Source organism: Pseudooctadecabacter sp. (assembly GCF_020627745.1).
Taxonomy (GTDB): domain Bacteria; phylum Pseudomonadota; class Alphaproteobacteria; order Rhodobacterales; family Rhodobacteraceae; genus Octadecabacter.
This window is the reverse complement of record NZ_JAHDGE010000020.1, coordinates 38,677-54,543: the sequence shown is the minus strand read 5'-3', so window position 1 is coordinate 54,543 and position 15,867 is coordinate 38,677. Positions and strand designations below refer to the sequence as shown.

The 15,867-nt window shown below is 60.5% G+C and carries 13 protein-coding genes; 9 read left to right on the top strand and 4 right to left on the bottom strand.

Annotation, left to right across the window (positions count from 1 at the left end; genetic code table 11):
* Positions 1–240: 240 nt before the first annotated feature.
* The 7 genes from urtA to QZ653_RS09470 all read left to right on the top strand — a co-directional run bounded on the left by urtA (position 241) and on the right by QZ653_RS09470 (position 9,420).
* The gene (urtA, locus tag QZ653_RS09500; protein WP_296419819.1) at positions 241–1,524 is read left to right on the top strand and encodes an urea ABC transporter substrate-binding protein; all 1,284 of its coding nucleotides are present in this window, start codon (positions 241–243) and stop codon (positions 1,522–1,524) included.
* A 79-nt stretch (positions 1,525–1,603) separates the two neighbouring features.
* The gene (urtB, locus tag QZ653_RS09495; RefSeq protein ID WP_296419818.1) at positions 1,604–3,532 is read left to right on the top strand and encodes an urea ABC transporter permease subunit UrtB; all 1,929 of its coding nucleotides are present in this window, start codon (positions 1,604–1,606) and stop codon (positions 3,530–3,532) included.
* Positions 3,533–3,535: 3 nt separating this feature from the next.
* Positions 3,536–4,708: an urea ABC transporter permease subunit UrtC gene (gene urtC / locus QZ653_RS09490; protein ID WP_296419817.1), complete on the top strand. Its 1,173-nt coding sequence runs from the start codon at positions 3,536–3,538 to the stop codon at positions 4,706–4,708.
* Positions 4,705–5,460 carry an urea ABC transporter ATP-binding protein UrtD gene (gene urtD, locus QZ653_RS09485; protein WP_296419816.1) on the top strand — a complete coding sequence of 252 codons (756 nt, stop codon included), beginning with the start codon at positions 4,705–4,707 and terminating at the stop codon, positions 5,458–5,460. Before urtC ends, urtD begins: the two co-directional genes overlap by 4 nt.
* Positions 5,447–6,142, top strand: a complete 696-nt coding sequence (urtE, locus tag QZ653_RS09480; protein WP_296419815.1) for an urea ABC transporter ATP-binding subunit UrtE — start codon at positions 5,447–5,449, stop codon at positions 6,140–6,142. Before urtD ends, urtE begins: the two co-directional genes overlap by 14 nt.
* A gap of 132 nt (positions 6,143–6,274) precedes the next feature.
* Positions 6,275–6,844 carry a biliverdin-producing heme oxygenase gene (locus QZ653_RS09475; protein WP_296419814.1) on the top strand — a complete coding sequence of 190 codons (570 nt, stop codon included), beginning with the start codon at positions 6,275–6,277 and terminating at the stop codon, positions 6,842–6,844.
* Complete coding sequence (locus tag QZ653_RS09470; RefSeq protein WP_296419813.1) at positions 6,841–9,420, top strand: HWE histidine kinase domain-containing protein; 2,580 nt, start codon at positions 6,841–6,843, stop codon at positions 9,418–9,420. Before QZ653_RS09475 ends, QZ653_RS09470 begins: the two co-directional genes overlap by 4 nt.
* Here the strand turns inward: QZ653_RS09470 and QZ653_RS09465 are convergent.
* Positions 9,417–9,836, bottom strand: coding sequence for a hypothetical protein (locus QZ653_RS09465; protein WP_296419812.1), 420 nt, complete (start codon positions 9,834–9,836; stop codon positions 9,417–9,419). The two genes, QZ653_RS09470 and QZ653_RS09465, sit on opposite strands and share 4 nt — an antisense overlap.
* 111 nt (positions 9,837–9,947) lie before the next feature.
* On the opposite strand from QZ653_RS09465, the gene QZ653_RS09460 reads away from it, so the two are divergent.
* Together QZ653_RS09460 and QZ653_RS09455 are read left to right on the top strand one after the other, a co-directional pair.
* Positions 9,948–10,388, top strand: coding sequence for a rhodanese-like domain-containing protein (locus QZ653_RS09460; protein ID WP_296419811.1), 441 nt, complete (start codon positions 9,948–9,950; stop codon positions 10,386–10,388).
* Positions 10,385–11,215 (top strand): alpha/beta hydrolase family esterase, encoded by an 831-nt coding sequence (locus QZ653_RS09455; RefSeq protein WP_296419810.1) that lies wholly within the window; start codon positions 10,385–10,387, stop codon positions 11,213–11,215. The genes QZ653_RS09460 and QZ653_RS09455 overlap by 4 nt, the downstream gene beginning before the upstream one ends.
* A 1-nt stretch (position 11,216) precedes the next feature.
* On the opposite strand, the gene mdoH is transcribed toward QZ653_RS09455, so the two are convergent.
* From mdoH to QZ653_RS09440, 3 genes are read right to left on the bottom strand one after another with little or no spacing between them, the layout of a single operon-like run.
* Entirely contained in the window at positions 11,217–13,097 is a 1,881-nt protein-coding gene (gene mdoH, locus QZ653_RS09450; RefSeq protein WP_296419809.1) for a glucans biosynthesis glucosyltransferase MdoH, read from the bottom strand.
* The gene (locus QZ653_RS09445; RefSeq protein ID WP_296419808.1) at positions 13,094–14,617 is read right to left on the bottom strand and encodes a glucan biosynthesis protein; all 1,524 of its coding nucleotides are present in this window, start codon (positions 14,615–14,617) and stop codon (positions 13,094–13,096) included. The genes mdoH and QZ653_RS09445 overlap by 4 nt, the downstream gene beginning before the upstream one ends.
* Entirely contained in the window at positions 14,604–15,848 is a 1,245-nt protein-coding gene (locus QZ653_RS09440; protein WP_296419807.1) for an OpgC family protein, read from the bottom strand. The genes QZ653_RS09445 and QZ653_RS09440 overlap by 14 nt, the downstream gene beginning before the upstream one ends.
* Positions 15,849–15,867 lie beyond the last annotated feature (19 nt).

The window sequence follows — 15,867 nt, the reverse complement described above, 5'->3', positions numbered from 1 at the left end:
CGCGTAAAAATCAGGCGGTGAGGCGGATCGGCCCGACGACGCAACCCCTCAAACTTGCCCACTTAGCAATGCCGACGGATGGTGCACGGGCTTTCAATCGGAAAGCGTCGCGAGTGGGGCGTCTTGCAGGATCAATCCCACTCGCAACTACAGCAATCGCTGTGCGGAATAGATCGGATGTCGGGCTGACAAGGTCAAGCCCCGCGACCGTGTGACCGCACGCCCAATGGGGATACATCCATGAAGACCACCACAAAACTTACCCTGTCCACAGCGTTCAGCCTGATGGTCGCCGGTGCCGCAGCGGCAGACTGTGCCGACCCGATCAAAGTCGGCGTGTTGCATTCACTGTCCGGCACGATGGCCATTTCCGAGACGACCCTCAAAGACACCATGGAACTGCTGATTGCCCAGCAAAACGAGGCAGGCGGCCTTTTGGGATGCGAGATCGAGGCAGTTGTTGTTGACCCGGCCTCTGACTGGCCCTTGTTTGCGGAAAAAGCGCGCGAATTGCTGACCGTGTCCGAAGTTGACGTGATTTTCGGGTCCTGGACCTCCGTGTCGCGCAAATCCGCGCTGCCGGTTCTGGAAGAATTGAACGGGCTGATGTTCTACCCCGTGCAGTATGAAGGCGAGGAATCCTCGCGCAATGTGTTCTACACAGGTGCCGCGCCCAACCAGCAGGCGATCCCTGCGACGGATTATTTCCTGGAAGAGCTGGGCGTTGAAAAGTTCGCGCTGCTGGGCACCGACTATGTCTACCCGCGCACGACCAACAACATCCTTGAACAATACCTGATCGACAATGGCATCGCCGAAGAGGACATCTTCGTGAACTATACGCCGTTTGGTCATTCCGATTGGTCCACGATTGTGGCCGATGTGGTTGAACTGGGCGCGGACGGCAGCCAGGTGGGCGTGATTTCCACGATCAACGGCGATGCCAACATCGGCTTTTATAAAGAACTGGCTGCGGCAGGCATTTCCGCCGACGATATTCCCGTGGTCGCCTTCTCCGTGGGTGAGGAAGAACTGTCGGGTCTGGATACGTCCGACCTTGTGGGGCATCTGGCCGCTTGGAACTACTTCCAGTCCGCCGAATCCGAGCTGAACGACGAGTGGGTGACCGCATGGAAGGCCGCCATGGGCGATGAGCGTGTGACCAATGACCCGATGGAGGCCCATTATATCGGCTTCAACATGTGGGTGAACGCGGTTGAAGACGCAGGCACCACGGATGTCGATGCGGTCCGCACCGCGATGTACGGGCAGGAATTCCCGAACCTGACAGGCGGCACGGCGGTTATGTTGCCGAACCACCACCTCGCCAAGCCTGTTCTGATCGGTGAGATCACAGCGGACGGCCAGTTCGACATCATCAGCCAGACATCCGAAGTGCCCGGCGACGCATGGACGGACTACCTGCCTGAATCCGCAGTCCTGACCTCCGATTGGAAGGACCTTGGTTGCGGCATGTACAACACCGAAACCGAGACCTGCGTTCAGCTGACCTCGAACTACTAAGACGTGCGATGGGGCGCGGCGGTTTTTGCCGCGCCCTGTCCCTCGAAGACCTTTCCCCGAATTCAGAAAGTCCCCCCCGATGATGCGCCTTGTGTTCGGCATGATCCTGATGCTGCTGTCTGCCGTCAGCGTCGCGGCCCAAGATTTGCAGGCCTTGCTGCAGACCCACGCGGATGAGGTGGCCAAGCCGTCGCGTCGGTCGGTCAGCGTGATGTTGGACGATCTGGTGGCCTCCGGCCTGCCGCAAGTGCCGGTGTTTTTGGAAGAATGGGCCGGGCGGAATGTCTGGCAGGATGATGCCACGGGGCTGTTTTACATTGGTGCCGAAGAGGGCGATGCCCTGATTATTCGCGATGTGGACACAGGCGATGAAACGTCGGTGGATGCAGGCGGCTTTACCCAGCTGCGCCCCAACGGCGGCGTGCGGCGGGTGATCGGCACGGCCCTCGTGCAGTTCCAACTGTCCGATCCCGACCCTGCGCGCCGACAAGCTGCGTTGGAGAGTATCGCGCGCAGGGGGGAGGCCGAACAACTTGCACCCCTGATTGCATCGCTGGAGGGCGAAGCCGACGCAGGCATCCGTGCCCGCAAAGAGCAACTCATCACCTTCCTGACCGCCCGTTTTAGTGAGGACACTGCGGCACGTGTAACAGCGATCGAAACGCTGGCCGCTGACACGTCGGTTGAGGCACGCGCGGTGCTGAGCCAGATTTTGGCAACCACGGATGAGGTCGCCGAAACCCTACCTGACGTGAATATCGCTGAACTCTACGACCCCGCAGATGCGCCCGAGGCGTCTTATCAAATTCTGGTCGACGCGGGTCTGGCCCCCGCTTTGGTCAGCGCCGGTGACATCCGCGCAGCCCTTGAGGCCAATATCGCAGAGGGTCGCGTGGGCACGGTGCCCGTGGCATCGCTGAACACCGACGCGGCACGTGAAGACGCCTACGCCGCTTTGGCCCGTGCTGATCTGGTGCCGCCTTTGGTGACGCAAGACGACGTGGCCGCAGCCCTGCAATCCCACGTCTTTTTCGCCCAATATGTCGAAACCGACACCGCCGTCACCCAAGCCGCCCGCGCGACCCTCGACACAGTCGAGACCCGCGTGGGCTGGGCGCAAACGGTGGATATGACGCTGGACGGGCTGTCCCTTGCGTCGATTTATTTTCTGGCGGCCATCGGGCTTGCCATTACGTTTGGCCAAATGGGCGTCATCAACATGGCGCATGGCGAATTCATCATGATGGGCGCCTATACGGGCTATGTGGTGCAACTGTTTGTGCCGGATTACACCGTGTCCATTCTGGTCGCCTTGCCGCTGGCCTTTGCGCTGACCTTCGGGGCAGGGGTGGCGATGGAACGCTTGATCATCCGCCACCTTTATCACCGCCCGCTTGAGACATTGTTGGCCACGTTCGGCATTTCCATCGCCCTGCAACAGATCGCCAAGAACATCTTTGGCACGCAGGCACGCCCCCTCACGTCGCCCGATTGGCTGAGCGGCGCTTGGGTGATTTCCGACGTCATCCAGATCAGCACGATCCGCATTGCGATCTTCGTGATGGCGCTGATCTTTCTGGTGGCGTTGCTCTATATCCTCAAACGCACACGGCTGGGGCTTGAGGTGCGGGCGGTCACGCAGAACCCCGGTATGGCGGCGTCCATGGGGATCAATCCCGACCGCATCAACATGCTGACCTTCGGGCTGGGATCAGGGATTGCGGGCGTGGCCGGTGTGGCCATCGGCCTTTATGCGAAAGTCACGTCAGAGATGGGCGCGGATTACATCGTGCAGTCCTTCATGACCGTGGTTGTGGGCGGGGTCGGTAACGTCTGGGGCACTTTGGCGGGGGCCGGTCTGATCGGGTTCCTGCAAAAGGGGATCGAATTCCTGAACCCGTCCAACACGCTGGCGGCCCAGACCTACATGATCTTGTTCATCATCCTGTTCATTCAATTCCGACCCAAGGGCATTGTCGCGCCCAAGGGCCGTGCGGCGGCGGATTAAACCATGACACCAACACGCAAGTCTTTCGTCGCGCGCAATCCTTCGGTGCTGTATTTCCTCGCCGCCTTGGGGCTGTTCACGGCCATCGTCGCGGTCCTGTCGGAGGCATCGGGCGTGGGCCTGATATCGACGTCCTTTGTCAAAACCCTGGGCAAGACGCTGTGCCTATGTCTGGTCGCCATCGCGATGGACGTGGTCTGGGGGTATTGCGGCATCCTGAGCCTTGGGCACTTCGCCTTCTTCGGCATCGGCGGCTATGCCATCGGCATGTGGCTGATGTATGCGCGCACGGAGATCATTGTGATCGACAGCCTTGCCGGGCAGGTCATTCCACCCACCCCGCAGGAGGTGTCGGACGCCATTGGCAACCAGATTTTTGGCGTCGTCGGGTCATCGGAATTCCCGCTTTTGTGGGCCTTTGCCGATCATCTGTGGATCCAACTGGCGCTGGTGGTGCTGGTGCCCGGCCTGTTGGCGCTGGTCTTTGGCTGGCTGGCGTTTCGCAGCCGTGTCACCGGCGTGTATCTGTCTATTCTGACGCAGGCCATGACTTTGGCGCTGGCGCTGTATCTGTTCCAGAACGACAGCGGCTTGCGGGGCAACAACGGGCTGTCCGGGTTGCAAAACATTCCGGGGTTCGATGACACGGGACAGGATGTTGTTTCAATCGCGTTCTTTCTGACGTCGGCGGCCGCACTGGCGCTGGGCTACCTGCTGTTTGCATGGATCACCGACAGCAAGCTGGGCAACATCATTCAGGCCATTCGCGACGATGAAAGCCGCGTGCGGTTCTTGGGCTACCATGTCGAAAGCTATAAGCTGTTCGTCTTTACGCTGACGGCGGTGATCGCGGGGATCGCGGGGGCGCTGTATTACCCGCAGGCGGGGATCATCAATCCGGCGGAAATCGCGCCCATCGCGTCGATCTATCTGGCGGTCTGGGTCGCCATCGGCGGGCGGGGGCGGCTTTACGGGGCAGTCATCGGGGCGGCTGTGGTGTCTTTGTTGTCCAGCTGGTTCACAGGCGGCGGCGCGCCCAGCGTGGACCTTGGTTTTTATGTGATCAACTGGGTCGATTGGTGGCTGGTGCTGTTGGGGCTGACCTTTGTGGCTGTCACCTTGTTCGCGCCCCAAGGCATAGGCGGGCTCTTTGACAAATTGGTGCGCAAGTCATGAAATCGCTTCTGGAAATGTCCGGCATTACGAAATCCTTTGACGGGTTCAAGGCCATCAACAATCTGTCCCTGCAAATTGGCGAACCTGAGTTGCGTGCCGTCATTGGCCCCAACGGGGCAGGCAAAACCACCTTCATGGATATCATCACCGGCAAGACCAAACCGGACGAAGGCAAGATCCTGTTCGGGGAAGACAACCGGTCCCTTCTTGGCATGTCCGAAAGCCGGATTGCCATGTTGGGCATTGGCCGCAAGTTCCAGAAACCCACAGTGTTCGAGGCGCAGACCGTGCGCGAAAATCTGGCCATGGCGCTGAGAAATCCGCGCGGTCCCTTTGCGGTGCTGTTTTATCGCAAGACCACCGCAGGGGCCGCCCGGATCGAGGAGATCGCAGAGGAAATCAACCTGACCGATCACCTGACCCGCCCCGCGGGGGAGTTGAGCCACGGGCAGAAACAATGGCTGGAAATCGGGATGCTGCTGGCGCAAAGCCCACGTTTGCTTCTGGTCGATGAACCCGCCGCCGGTATGACCGCCCAGGAACGCGAGCACACCACCGACATCCTGCGCAAGGCGGCAGAAACCCGTGCGGTGATTGTGGTCGAACATGACATGGAATTTGTGCGCCGGTTGAACTGTAAAGTGACCGTGCTGCACGAAGGATCGGTCCTGGCGGAAGGGTCACTTGACCATGTGACGAAGGACCCGACGGTGGTTGATGTGTATTTGGGGCGATCAGATGCTGGACATTAAGGGGCTGACGCTCAAATACGGGCAAAGCCAGATTTTGCACGATGTGACGTTGACCGCGCCCGTGGGCCGGATCACCTGTGTGACGGGCACGAACGGGGTCGGCAAGACCAGCTTGCTCAAGGCGATTGCGGGCCGCCATCCTTTCGCGACGGGCACAGTGACCCTTGACGGGGGCACGCTTGCGTCCGGCAAAGCGGCGAATGCCGCGAAGGCAGGCGTGGGGTACGTCCCCCAAGGGCGCGAGATTTTTCCGTTGATGACGGTGCAGGAAAACCTTGAAACCGGCTTTGCCTGTCTGCCGAAATCCGATCACCGCGTGCCGGATGACATTTACGATCTGTTTCCGGTGCTGGCCGAAATGAAGGCGCGGCGCGGTGGGGATTTGTCGGGCGGGCAGCAACAGCAGCTGTCCATCGCCCGTGCCCTGATTGCGCGGCCCAAAGTGTTGTTGCTGGACGAACCGACGGAAGGCATCCAGCCCAATATCATCCAGATGATCGGCCGGACGCTGAATGTTTTGCGCGATCGCGGCGATATGGCGATCCTTCTGGTGGAGCAGAATTTCGAATTTGCCTTTTCCAATGCGGACCATTTTCACGTCATGCAGCGGGGCGAGATAAAGTCGTCCTTTCCCAAAGCCGAAACAGATCGTACGGCCTTGCTTGAGGCGCTTGCCCTTTGACTTTACCAGACTTTTGCCGCCCGGCCCCTGTCAGCTAAAACAGACGATGACTGTAAGGAAGGCTGGACGCCACCTGCCGTTGTCTTTTAAGTTAAGACCGCTGGGGTACGGGAAAGGAGTCCTTCACCAAGAATGGCACCGGATTTTCGTCATATCCTCAAGGACCGCACCCAGCTGGATCATTCCCGCGTGGACCATGCTTTGTCCGAATTTGACGTGGCAACGCGGGACGGGCTGCGCCTTTTTCTTGAAGTCCATCACGCCTGTTTCAGTCAGATGCGCCATGTGAGCGATCAAGACAGCGACACGGCCGCCGGCCTCACCGATATGATCGACCGCATCGACGCCGACCTGAAAGTGCTTGGCGGGCGGCCCACCGACCTTTCACCGGTCATCTCGGGCCCGATTGATGGGCTGGCCTGCGCTTACCTGATTGAAGGGTCCCGTCTGGGCAGCAAAATTCTGGCGCGGCGGTGGGCCTCGTCCGGTGATGCGGTTGTGAATACTGCGAATGCCTACTTTACGCTTGAACCGGTCAAGGGGCGTTGGCGCGCCGTGTGTGATGCCCTTGCGGATGTACCCTCTGACAGCCCCCGCGCCGAAACGATTGTGCGCGACACCTCTGCCCTCTTCGGGCTTTTCCTGCGGGCGGCGCTGGCGGTTGCCAACACAGACATGACAGATAAGGTGCGTGCCTCATGAGCCGGACAGATTTCAAAATGGACGACGACGACCTGCAGGTTGATCTGACGAATTGCGACAAGGAACAGATCCATCTGTTGGGGCATGTCCAGTCCTACGGGTGTCTGATTTCCACGTCGTCCGACATGATGATCAGTCACATGTCGCAAAACTGCGCGGACTTGCTGGGCCTTGATCCCGACGCGTCCGTGGGACAAAGGTTAAGCGAACTTTTGAATGCCGGCACGATCCATGACCTGCGATCCAAGCTGCAGATCAGCACATCAGCGGCCGGTGTCAGCCGTCTGTTCGGCTATGACGTGTTGCGAAACGGGACATTGTTTGATGTGTCGATACACAGCACGGGTGAGACCTTTATTTTCGAATTCGAACCCAAGATCGCCCAGCGTAACCGGGATGATCTGGCGCTTGTCCAGCCGCTGATTGCGCGGGTGGCCCGTAAGGATACGGTTCTGGCCGCCGCACAGGAGGCAGCCACCGCGATGCAGGTCCTGTCCGGATTTGACCGGGTGATGGTTTACCGCTTTGCCGAGGACGGATCGGGTGAGGTGATCGCAGAACGTCTGGCACGGGACATGGAGCCGTTCCTTGGCTTGCGGTATCCTGCCAGCGACATCCCCAAGCAGGCGCGCGCATTGTACAAACGCAGCATCCTGCGTCTGATTGCAGATGTGGACGGTGCGGTTTCGCCCATCGTTCCGCAAAAGAACCCCAATGGCGAACGGCTTGACCTGTCGCTTTCGGTGACGCGTGCGGTGTCGCCGATCCATCTGGAATATTTGCGCAATATGGGCGTCGCGGCGTCCATGTCGGTGTCGATCCTGAAGGACGGGGAATTGTGGGGGTTGTTTGCCTGCCATCACAGGTCCGGCAATTATGTCGATTACGAACGACGCACGGCGATCGAGCTGTTTGCGCAATTCTTTTCCTACGAACTCAGCAGCAAGGTCGAGGCCGAAATCCGCGAGGAAGAACGCGACGCGCGGGCCTTGCATGACCGGTTGATGGTGCGGCTGTCAGCGGGTGGCGATCTGATCAACAGCTTTGAGGTGATCGCGGACGAATTGACCCAGATCGTATCCTGCGACGGTGTCGCTGTGTTTTCAGAAGGTCGCTACACCGCGCGCGGCGCGGCGCCCACGGCTGAGGAATTCAAGCGGCTGGCGCGGTTTTTGAACACGGCCCCCACAGGCAAGATTTTCCAGACCCATCAGTTGTCGTCTGTCTATCCTGCAGGTGACGCGATGGCGGACAGGGTTGCCGGCCTTATGGCTGTGCCGATATCGCGCACTCCGCGTGATTATATCGTCTTTTTCCGCCGCGAAATTGTGAAGTCCGTCAAATGGGCGGGCAATCCGAACAAGCCGGTAGATGTCGGACCGAACGGCGTGCGCCTGACCCCGCGCAAAAGTTTTGATGCCTGGTCCGAGATGGTGCGCGAAACCTCTGCCACCTGGTCAGAAAGCGAGTTGCGGGCGGCTGAGGCGCTGAGGATCTCCCTGATCGAGATTGTTCTGAAACTGACGGATGAGGCCTCGGCAGACCGGAAGGCCGCCGCAGAGAAACAAGAGCTTCTGGTGGCGGAACTGAACCACCGCGTGCGCAACATCCTCAATCTTATTCAAGGTCTGATTTCGCAAAGCAAATCGGAACGGGCCACGATTGAAAGCTACACCAAGGTGCTGGACGGGCGGATCCAGTCCATGGCGCGGGCGCATGACCAGTTGACCCGACAGGCGTGGTCACCCAGTGCGTTGCGCGACCTGATCGAAGTTGAGGTGGACGCCTATCTGGCAGGCCAGAAAGGCCGCGTTACGATCACGGGCGATGCGCCGCTTCTGGCACCCGAGGCGTTTTCGACCATGGCGCTTGTGATCCATGAACTGGTCACGAATTCCGCAAAATATGGCGCGTTGACCGACCAGTCCGGGCGCTTGTCGATTGATCTGGCCATCGCAGAGGATGGCGCGCTTCTTGTGACGTGGCGCGAACAAGGGGGGCCGCCGGTGCAGGCCCCGACGCGGCGCGGCTTCGGATCCACCATCATCGACAGGACGATTCCATTCGAATTGGGTGGCACGGTCCAGACGCATTTCAAACTGTCCGGTTTTGAGGCGGATTTGATGATCCCGTCCAGATTTGTCACGGCAGGTGTCCTGTCAGAGAACGCGGACGATAGCGCGGTTGGTGCGACCGGTCCGACGGACGGGCCGATCCTGTCGGGGCCGGTTCTGGTTCTTGAAGACAACATGGTGATCGCGATGGACGCCTCCGACATCCTGACCCATCTGGGTGCCACTGATGTCGCCTTGACCAGCACCGTTGATGATGCGCTTCAGGTGCTTGACGCAGGCAAGATCACGGCGGCCGTCCTTGATGTGAACCTTGGCAGCCAGACGTCTTTGCCAGCGGCACAAAAGCTGCATGATCTGGGGATACCGTTTGTTCTGGCGACGGGATATGGCGATGTGGACACGATCCTGTCGCAATATCCCCCGTCTCAGGTGGTGAAAAAGCCGTTCACCAAAGAAACCCTGACCGAACAGATGCGCAAGGCGGTCGCGTCGAAGGACTAGCCCGCGCGGCGGGCACGCCATCCGTCAAGGGTCAGGGTGTCATCGTGGCGCAGGATGAACAGGGCCAGCGCCGCACCCAAAGCAGGGACAGCGGCCCACATCAGGTTGTTGGGATAGCTGGTGAAATTCATCAGGTTGGGCAGGGACCCCAGAACGCCCGCGCCTTGCATCAGCACAAGTGCGCCATAGCTGAACGTGCGCAACAGCCCCACCACAAAAAGGGCCACGACCACCAGTTGAAAGGTGCCGACGTAGGTTGACAGGTCACGGGTGACAAAATCGAGCCCGTACATATTGGTGAAGACGTTTTCGAACCATTCAGGGCGGTAGAATTTCAACGAGGCCCAGACCCCGAAGAATGCCCCAATGCTGAGGCGGAGGATCAAAAGGGCGGCGGCTGTTTTGGGCTGTGTCATGTCCGGATCGCAGGTTGGACACGTCAATGTGACGGGTCGGGTGTCTTATCAAATGCGCTTTAAGCATGCATTGTCCTCACAGGCGAAACACACCTCAGTGAGGAGGCAGCGATGCAGCATGTCCTGACACATCGACGGGTTCTGGTGCTGGGCGGCGTGGCGGCCGGGGCCGCGGCCATGATGGGCGTGGTCGGGCGCGCCCAGTCGGACAGCGCGGAGATGACCCCCGATGAGGCCCATGCCGCGGCGCAGGCCGGTGACGTCCTGTTGGTCGATGTCCGTCGCCCCGATGAATGGGACGCGACCGGCATCGGACAATTTGCCGTTGGCATCGACATGCGGGATGAGGATTTCGTGGCCCAAGTGCTGGCCGCCCGTGTCGGCGACCGGCCTGTCGCGCTTATTTGCGCCCGTGGCGTGCGGTCGGCGCGCACGGCCAGACGTTTGGCGCAGGCAGGGTTGACCGACATCATCGACGTGCCCGAAGGCATGCTTGGGTCCCGCGCGGGGCCGGGGTGGCTGGAACGGGGCCTTCCCGTGGTGCGACCATGATACGGGCCTGCATCGGTGCGCTTGTCGCATCCGTGGTTGGCAGCGCGGCGGTGGGCTGTTCCATCGACACGGCCTGCACAGTGGGCGGACGGGATTACTATATCGCACGGCCCGACAGCAGCAGCCCGCCCCCTGCGGTGATGTTCATTCACGGATTTGGCGGCAGTGGCCGTGGGGCATTGCGCAATACGGCGATGGTCGACGCCTTTCTGGCCCGTGGCTTTGCCGTGATCGCCCCCGACGGGCAGCCGCGTGAGGGGCGCACGGGTCGAAGCTGGAATTTCCATCCGCGTTCGGGCGGGCAGGAGGCCGAAATTGATCACCTCGAGGCCGTGCGCGATGATGCGATCGTCCGGCATGGCCTTGACGGGGACCGTATCATGCTGGCCGGATTTTCCATCGGCGGGTCCATGGTCGCCTATACCGCCTGTCTGCGACCGGAGGCATTTTCGGCCTACGCGCCCTTGGGCGGATCATTCTGGCGGCCCCATCCAGATAGCTGCGCGGGACCTGTCCGGATGTTGCATGTGCATGGCTGGACCGACGGGACGGTGCCGATTGAGGGCCGCGTGGTCAACCGGCTGCCCTTGAGTGATCCTGATGCTTTCGCGCAAGGAGACGTCTTTCGCGCGATGGACATTTTCCGGCAAGCCAACGGGTGCGATTATGCAAATCCCGACCGGCGCGAGGTTAGCAACGATTACTGGCTGCGCATTTGGGACCAGTGTCGCGAGGGATCCGATCTTCGGCTGGCGGTGTTTGCGCGCGGGCACGTGATTCCGCAGACATGGCCCAAACTTGTGGCCGATTGGTACGAGGGCCTGTAGATTATTCTGCCGCGATCGGGGGCACAGGGTCCGACAGGGTTTTCTTCATCGCGGCCCGTTCGCGGCGCGCGAGGCGGACGATGTGCGGTTCGATCAAGGTGTGCGGTGTGTCCAGTTGCAACGCCCCTTTGGACAGCCGTGTGATGGGCAGCGCACTGAGCCGCGAAAGGGGGACAGCGGCGGCAAGGCTGATGGCGATTGGCAGGATCAGCCACGACACATCAGCCAGAAGAATGCCCGCCAGAAGGGCCGTCCCCAGCAGCGTTTCAACCCAATGGAACCGTGCAATCGCAGCCCAGCTGTATCCCGTGGTGCCCCGGTTTTGCGGTGTCCATGCAGGCTGGCGGCCCGTTGCTGCAAAGAGCGTCGCTATGGTGCCCTGAACCATCATGATGGGCGCGTAAAGAACGGACAGGACCAGTTCAAACAGGATAGAACCCACGTACATGCGCGGTGATCCGTAGGCCGCGCGGGTGCGGCGGCGCAGGCCGAAAATCACTGCCCCCACAATCTTGGGCAGCAGCAACATACCGTAGACGAAGGCCAGATAGACCCACGCCACGTCGATCTGTTGCGCAGGCCAGACGGGCATCAGGGGATTGGAGGTCGAAAAATAGGCGCTGGGCGGTGCGGCGGTTGTCCCCACAAAGGACCACAGGATCACGACCGCCAGCCATGCCGGAGACATCAGAAACGCCAGCGCTCCCTGCAGCAGGTGCAGCCGCGATATGACATGAAATCCCCGCGCGGCCAGCAGACGCAGGTGTTGCATGTTGCCATGACACCAGCGGCGGTCGCGCAGGGCGTAGTCGATCAGGGTTTGCGGTGTTTCCTCGAAACTGCCGCCCAGCCGTGGCAGCAGGCGCACGGCCCAACCCGCGCGGCGCAGCATTCCCGCCTCAACGAAATCATGGCTCAGGATCAGGTGACGCGCCCCTTTGCGGCCCCGCAGATACGGCAGACGCGCGCTTTCGGCAAATGCCCGCGTGCGGATGATGGCATTGTGCCCCCAATAGTTGCCCTCATGCTGGGCCCAGCTGGTCAGACCTTCGGCGGACAGCCAGCCGTAAACCGAATTGGAAAACTGTTGCACGCGGCCGAAAAGAGTTGTGGCCCCGATCAGGGTCGGGCGGCTTTGGATCAGGCCCGCATCGGGGTCTTCGGCCAGCGCCTGTGACAGTTGACGGATGGCGGCGCCACTCATCAGGCTGTCTGCGTCCAGAATGACCATCGCCTCATAGGCCGCGCCCCAGTTTTCGATCCAGTCGGTAATGTTGCCGACTTTCTTGTCGATGTTGTCGGCACGGCGGCGGTAGTAGGCCACTTTGGCGGGATAGAATTCCGCCTGAAGGGCGGCAAAGGCACGTTCCTCCTGTCTTGCGACGTCTGCGGTATGGGTGTCGGACAGGATAAACAGGGTGTAGCGGTCGCCCTGGGGGCTGGCGCGCAATTCCTTCAACATAGCGGAGGCGTTGCCAAACACATCCCACGGGGTTTCGTTATAGACGGGTATAAGCAGGGCAATCTCACGCAAGGGGGGGCAGGGCGCAAGACCGGCAGAGGGTCTGACAACAGCCACGCGCAGGGCCCCCAAAAGTGCTGTGTTCACCGAAAAGACCAGCCAGATAAAGGTCAGGGCAACCAGACCCAGAACCGCGCCTTCGGCCGGTGCAACGCCGCCCTGAGCGAAATAATCAGCCAGCGACAGGCACATCACTGCCGTCAGGAGCACTGTTGGCAGAAATGCGGCCACGCGCCAGAGTTTGTCGGCAATTCGGCGCGGGCCGGTCATCTGACGCCGTGTTCCTGTCTGCGCAAAGGTCTGCGCCGGCATTTGCAATGGTGCACGGGCGGGCATGTGGGCCGCGGCATAAGTGGTCATGCTGTCCACCGGTAAAGCCAGACTTCGCTTAACGGTGCGCCGTTCACACGCAGCTGGGCGCGAAATTCGATCAGGGTGGCATCGCCTGCGTCAAAATTGAAGGCAAGGCGCGGGCCATTGGTTTCGGGATTTCGCTGCAAAACACCGGGCGTCAGGGTGCCCGCCGAGGACGACAGGCGGATGTCGATGTCGGACAGATCGTCAGGCACATCCGCGCCATCCGCAAAGTCGATGACGACCACAGTGCCACGGTTATCGAACCCCGATCCGATCATGGTATTAAGGACAGGCACCCCGCTGCCGTATGTCATATCGCGGCCCCATGTCAGACGGTACGACAGTTCGGTTTCTGACCCAGCCGCCAGACCGCCTTCGGGGCGCCAATAGCAGACGATGTTGTCGTAAATCTCTGACTCTGTGGGGATTTCCACCAGCGTTACGGCTCCGCGACCCCAGTCGCCCAGCGGTTCGATCCATGCGCCGGGGCGGTTGTGGTACAACGCCTGAAGATCGGCAAAATCGCTGTAATCCTGCGCACGTTGCAACAGGCCAAAGCCGCGTGGATTGTCGTCGACAAAGGCGCTGATCTGCAAACGTTCAGGGTTGGCCAGCGGCCGCCAGAGTGTTTCGCCGGCACCGTTGACGATTTGCAGCCCGTCACTGTCGTGCACAGCTGGCCGGAAATCCGTGAACCGGTGGCGGTTGGTCTGGTCGTACTGAAACATCGACGTCAATGGTGCGATGCCGATGTGGTCCATATCCTTGCGGGCAAAAATCGTCGCAGTGATATCCATGACCTGACGGGCGCCTGGCGTGATGTCAAACCGGTAGGCCCCTGTGCAACTGGGGCTGTCGAGCAGCGCATGAAGGGTAAATGTGGCCTCCCCCTCGCGCGGTTTTTCCAGCCAGAAGGCGCGGAAATCGGGAAACTCTTCGCCCGAGGGTTCGGCGGTATCAATCGCCAGACCGCGCGCGGACAGCCCGTAGGTGTTGCCGGTGCCAATGGCGCGGAAATAGCTGGCGCCCTGAAAGACCGCAAATTCCTGATAAATCCCCTGCCGTTCCAGTTCGGCACGCAGGCGAAGGCCGGAAAAGCCCAAGCTGTCATCGACGGGCAGGTCGGGAAATTTGTCTGTCTTGTCGAACAGGTCAAGGTTGAACAGGGTCGGGCGGGCGATGCCGTTTTCGACGACGGAAATGACGACCGGAGTGGGAAAATACAGGCCGGGCGCAAAGACATCGAGGCGCAGGGGCGTGTCGTCTTCCCCGTTCCACAGCGCATAGCGGTCTGCAAACCAGATGGAGATATAGTCTTCGTAGGTGATGTCGGTCCATTGCGCGGGGACCTGCTGGGGGGCGGTATAGGCACGGGCGGCCAGATCACGCGCCAGTGCCACCACATCAGCGGGGTCAAATGGCGTCTGTGCACCCAGTTCGATGGCCCGCAGCGGGGCGTCCTGCGCCATGGCGGGCGCGGCTGCCAAAGCCGCGAGAGATGCTATGAACTCACGCCGCAGCATGGGGCCTCGCTGTGCGCCAAGGTTGCTGTTTCATCCACGCCGCCCCGTAGGCCGTCGCAATCAAAAGGGCGATGCCAAGGGCGTTGACCCACGTCATCGTCCAATAGGATCGGCCAACAATATCAAAGACAAACCCAAGCGACCGGCCCACAAGAATGGATACGACAAAGACCGCAAGCGATTGCTGCCCGACCTTGAGGATGGCGGCCAGCACCGGTGCCCAGACGCGCCCCAGCCGTGATGTTCCCGCGCGGATGCGGTTGCCCTTGTCGCCGGCAATGACCCAGCCCAGATAGGCGAGGGCCAGAAACTGGACAAAACGCAAGAGGCCGAAATCGGTTTTGGAAAACCATGCGGCGTTGTCCTGTCGCCAGTCGCGCGCGAAATCGAGATCGAATACCCGGACCCCGATGCTGGACAGGGGGATGTTTGCGACAACGATCACGGCGCAGATCGCAACCAGCCACCATGTGACGGGCGGTTTGGGCAGCCAGCCGCGCATGAATGCAAAGCCCGTGAAAAATGCCAGCTGCCAGCCAAACGGGTTCAGAAACCAGCGTCGTTGCCAGTTGTCATCGCCCACCCAGGGTTCTGCGGTGAAGTTGAAATAGGGCAGGCCGTATGCGTCCGACAAGGCGCGTTGCGCAAAGATCCACGTGACCAGTGACGCGGCCACCACCAGCCCGAAATGGACACGGCCCAGCATCATCACCACCGGCATCATCGCAAGGATCACCATATACATAGGCAGAATGTCGAACAGGTTGGGCACCCATTGCAGGGTCATTACGCTGAGAAGGATATTGGGATTGTCCCAAAGGTCACTTTCCACAAACAGCATCCACATATTCAGGTTGCCCCAGTAGTTGCGGCCAGTGATGTCCAGATCGGTGAAATAAACCATCAGGGCGGCTGTCGCGAAAAACGTCCCGATGTGCGCCCAGTACACCTGCCAGATGCGGAACACCACGCGGGCCGACCCCAGCAGGATGCCTGCCCGGTCAAACGTTGCGCCGAAGGCGATGGCACTGGCCATTCCTGAACAGAACACAAACATTTCCGTCGCGTCCGAAAAGCCCCAGCGCGCGGGAATCCATAACGTCACCCAGTTGCCTGGCGTATGTGCAAACAGGATGATGAACATCGCAACGCCGCGAAAGAAATCAAGACGCACATCCCGGACAGCCCGTGGGGCCGGGGCGGATGCCGGTGCGGTTTGGGGTGAAATCACGTACACATTCCCGACAAGT

Bases quoted from the DNA above. Each gene is read 5' to 3' on its own strand.
- QZ653_RS09460 (WP_296419811.1), top strand. From the start codon at position 9,948: ATGCAGCATGTCCTGACACATCGACGGGTTCTGGTGCTGGGCGGCGTG.
- QZ653_RS09465 (WP_296419812.1), bottom strand. From the start codon at position 9,836: ATGACACAGCCCAAAACAGCCGCCGCCCTTTTGATCCTCCGCCTCAGC.
- mdoH (WP_296419809.1), bottom strand. From the start codon at position 13,097: ATGACCACTTATGCCGCGGCCCACATGCCCGCCCGTGCACCATTGCAA.
- urtD (WP_296419816.1), top strand. From the start codon at position 4,705: ATGAAATCGCTTCTGGAAATGTCCGGCATTACGAAATCCTTTGACGGG.
- QZ653_RS09470 (WP_296419813.1), top strand. From the start codon at position 6,841: ATGAGCCGGACAGATTTCAAAATGGACGACGACGACCTGCAGGTTGAT.
- urtC (WP_296419817.1), top strand. From the start codon at position 3,536: ATGACACCAACACGCAAGTCTTTCGTCGCGCGCAATCCTTCGGTGCTG.
- urtE (WP_296419815.1), top strand. From the start codon at position 5,447: ATGCTGGACATTAAGGGGCTGACGCTCAAATACGGGCAAAGCCAGATT.
- urtA (WP_296419819.1), top strand. From the start codon at position 241: ATGAAGACCACCACAAAACTTACCCTGTCCACAGCGTTCAGCCTGATG.
- QZ653_RS09475 (WP_296419814.1), top strand. From the start codon at position 6,275: ATGGCACCGGATTTTCGTCATATCCTCAAGGACCGCACCCAGCTGGAT.
- QZ653_RS09445 (WP_296419808.1), bottom strand. From the start codon at position 14,617: ATGCTGCGGCGTGAGTTCATAGCATCTCTCGCGGCTTTGGCAGCCGCG.
- urtB (WP_296419818.1), top strand. From the start codon at position 1,604: ATGATGCGCCTTGTGTTCGGCATGATCCTGATGCTGCTGTCTGCCGTC.
- QZ653_RS09455 (WP_296419810.1), top strand. From the start codon at position 10,385: ATGATACGGGCCTGCATCGGTGCGCTTGTCGCATCCGTGGTTGGCAGC.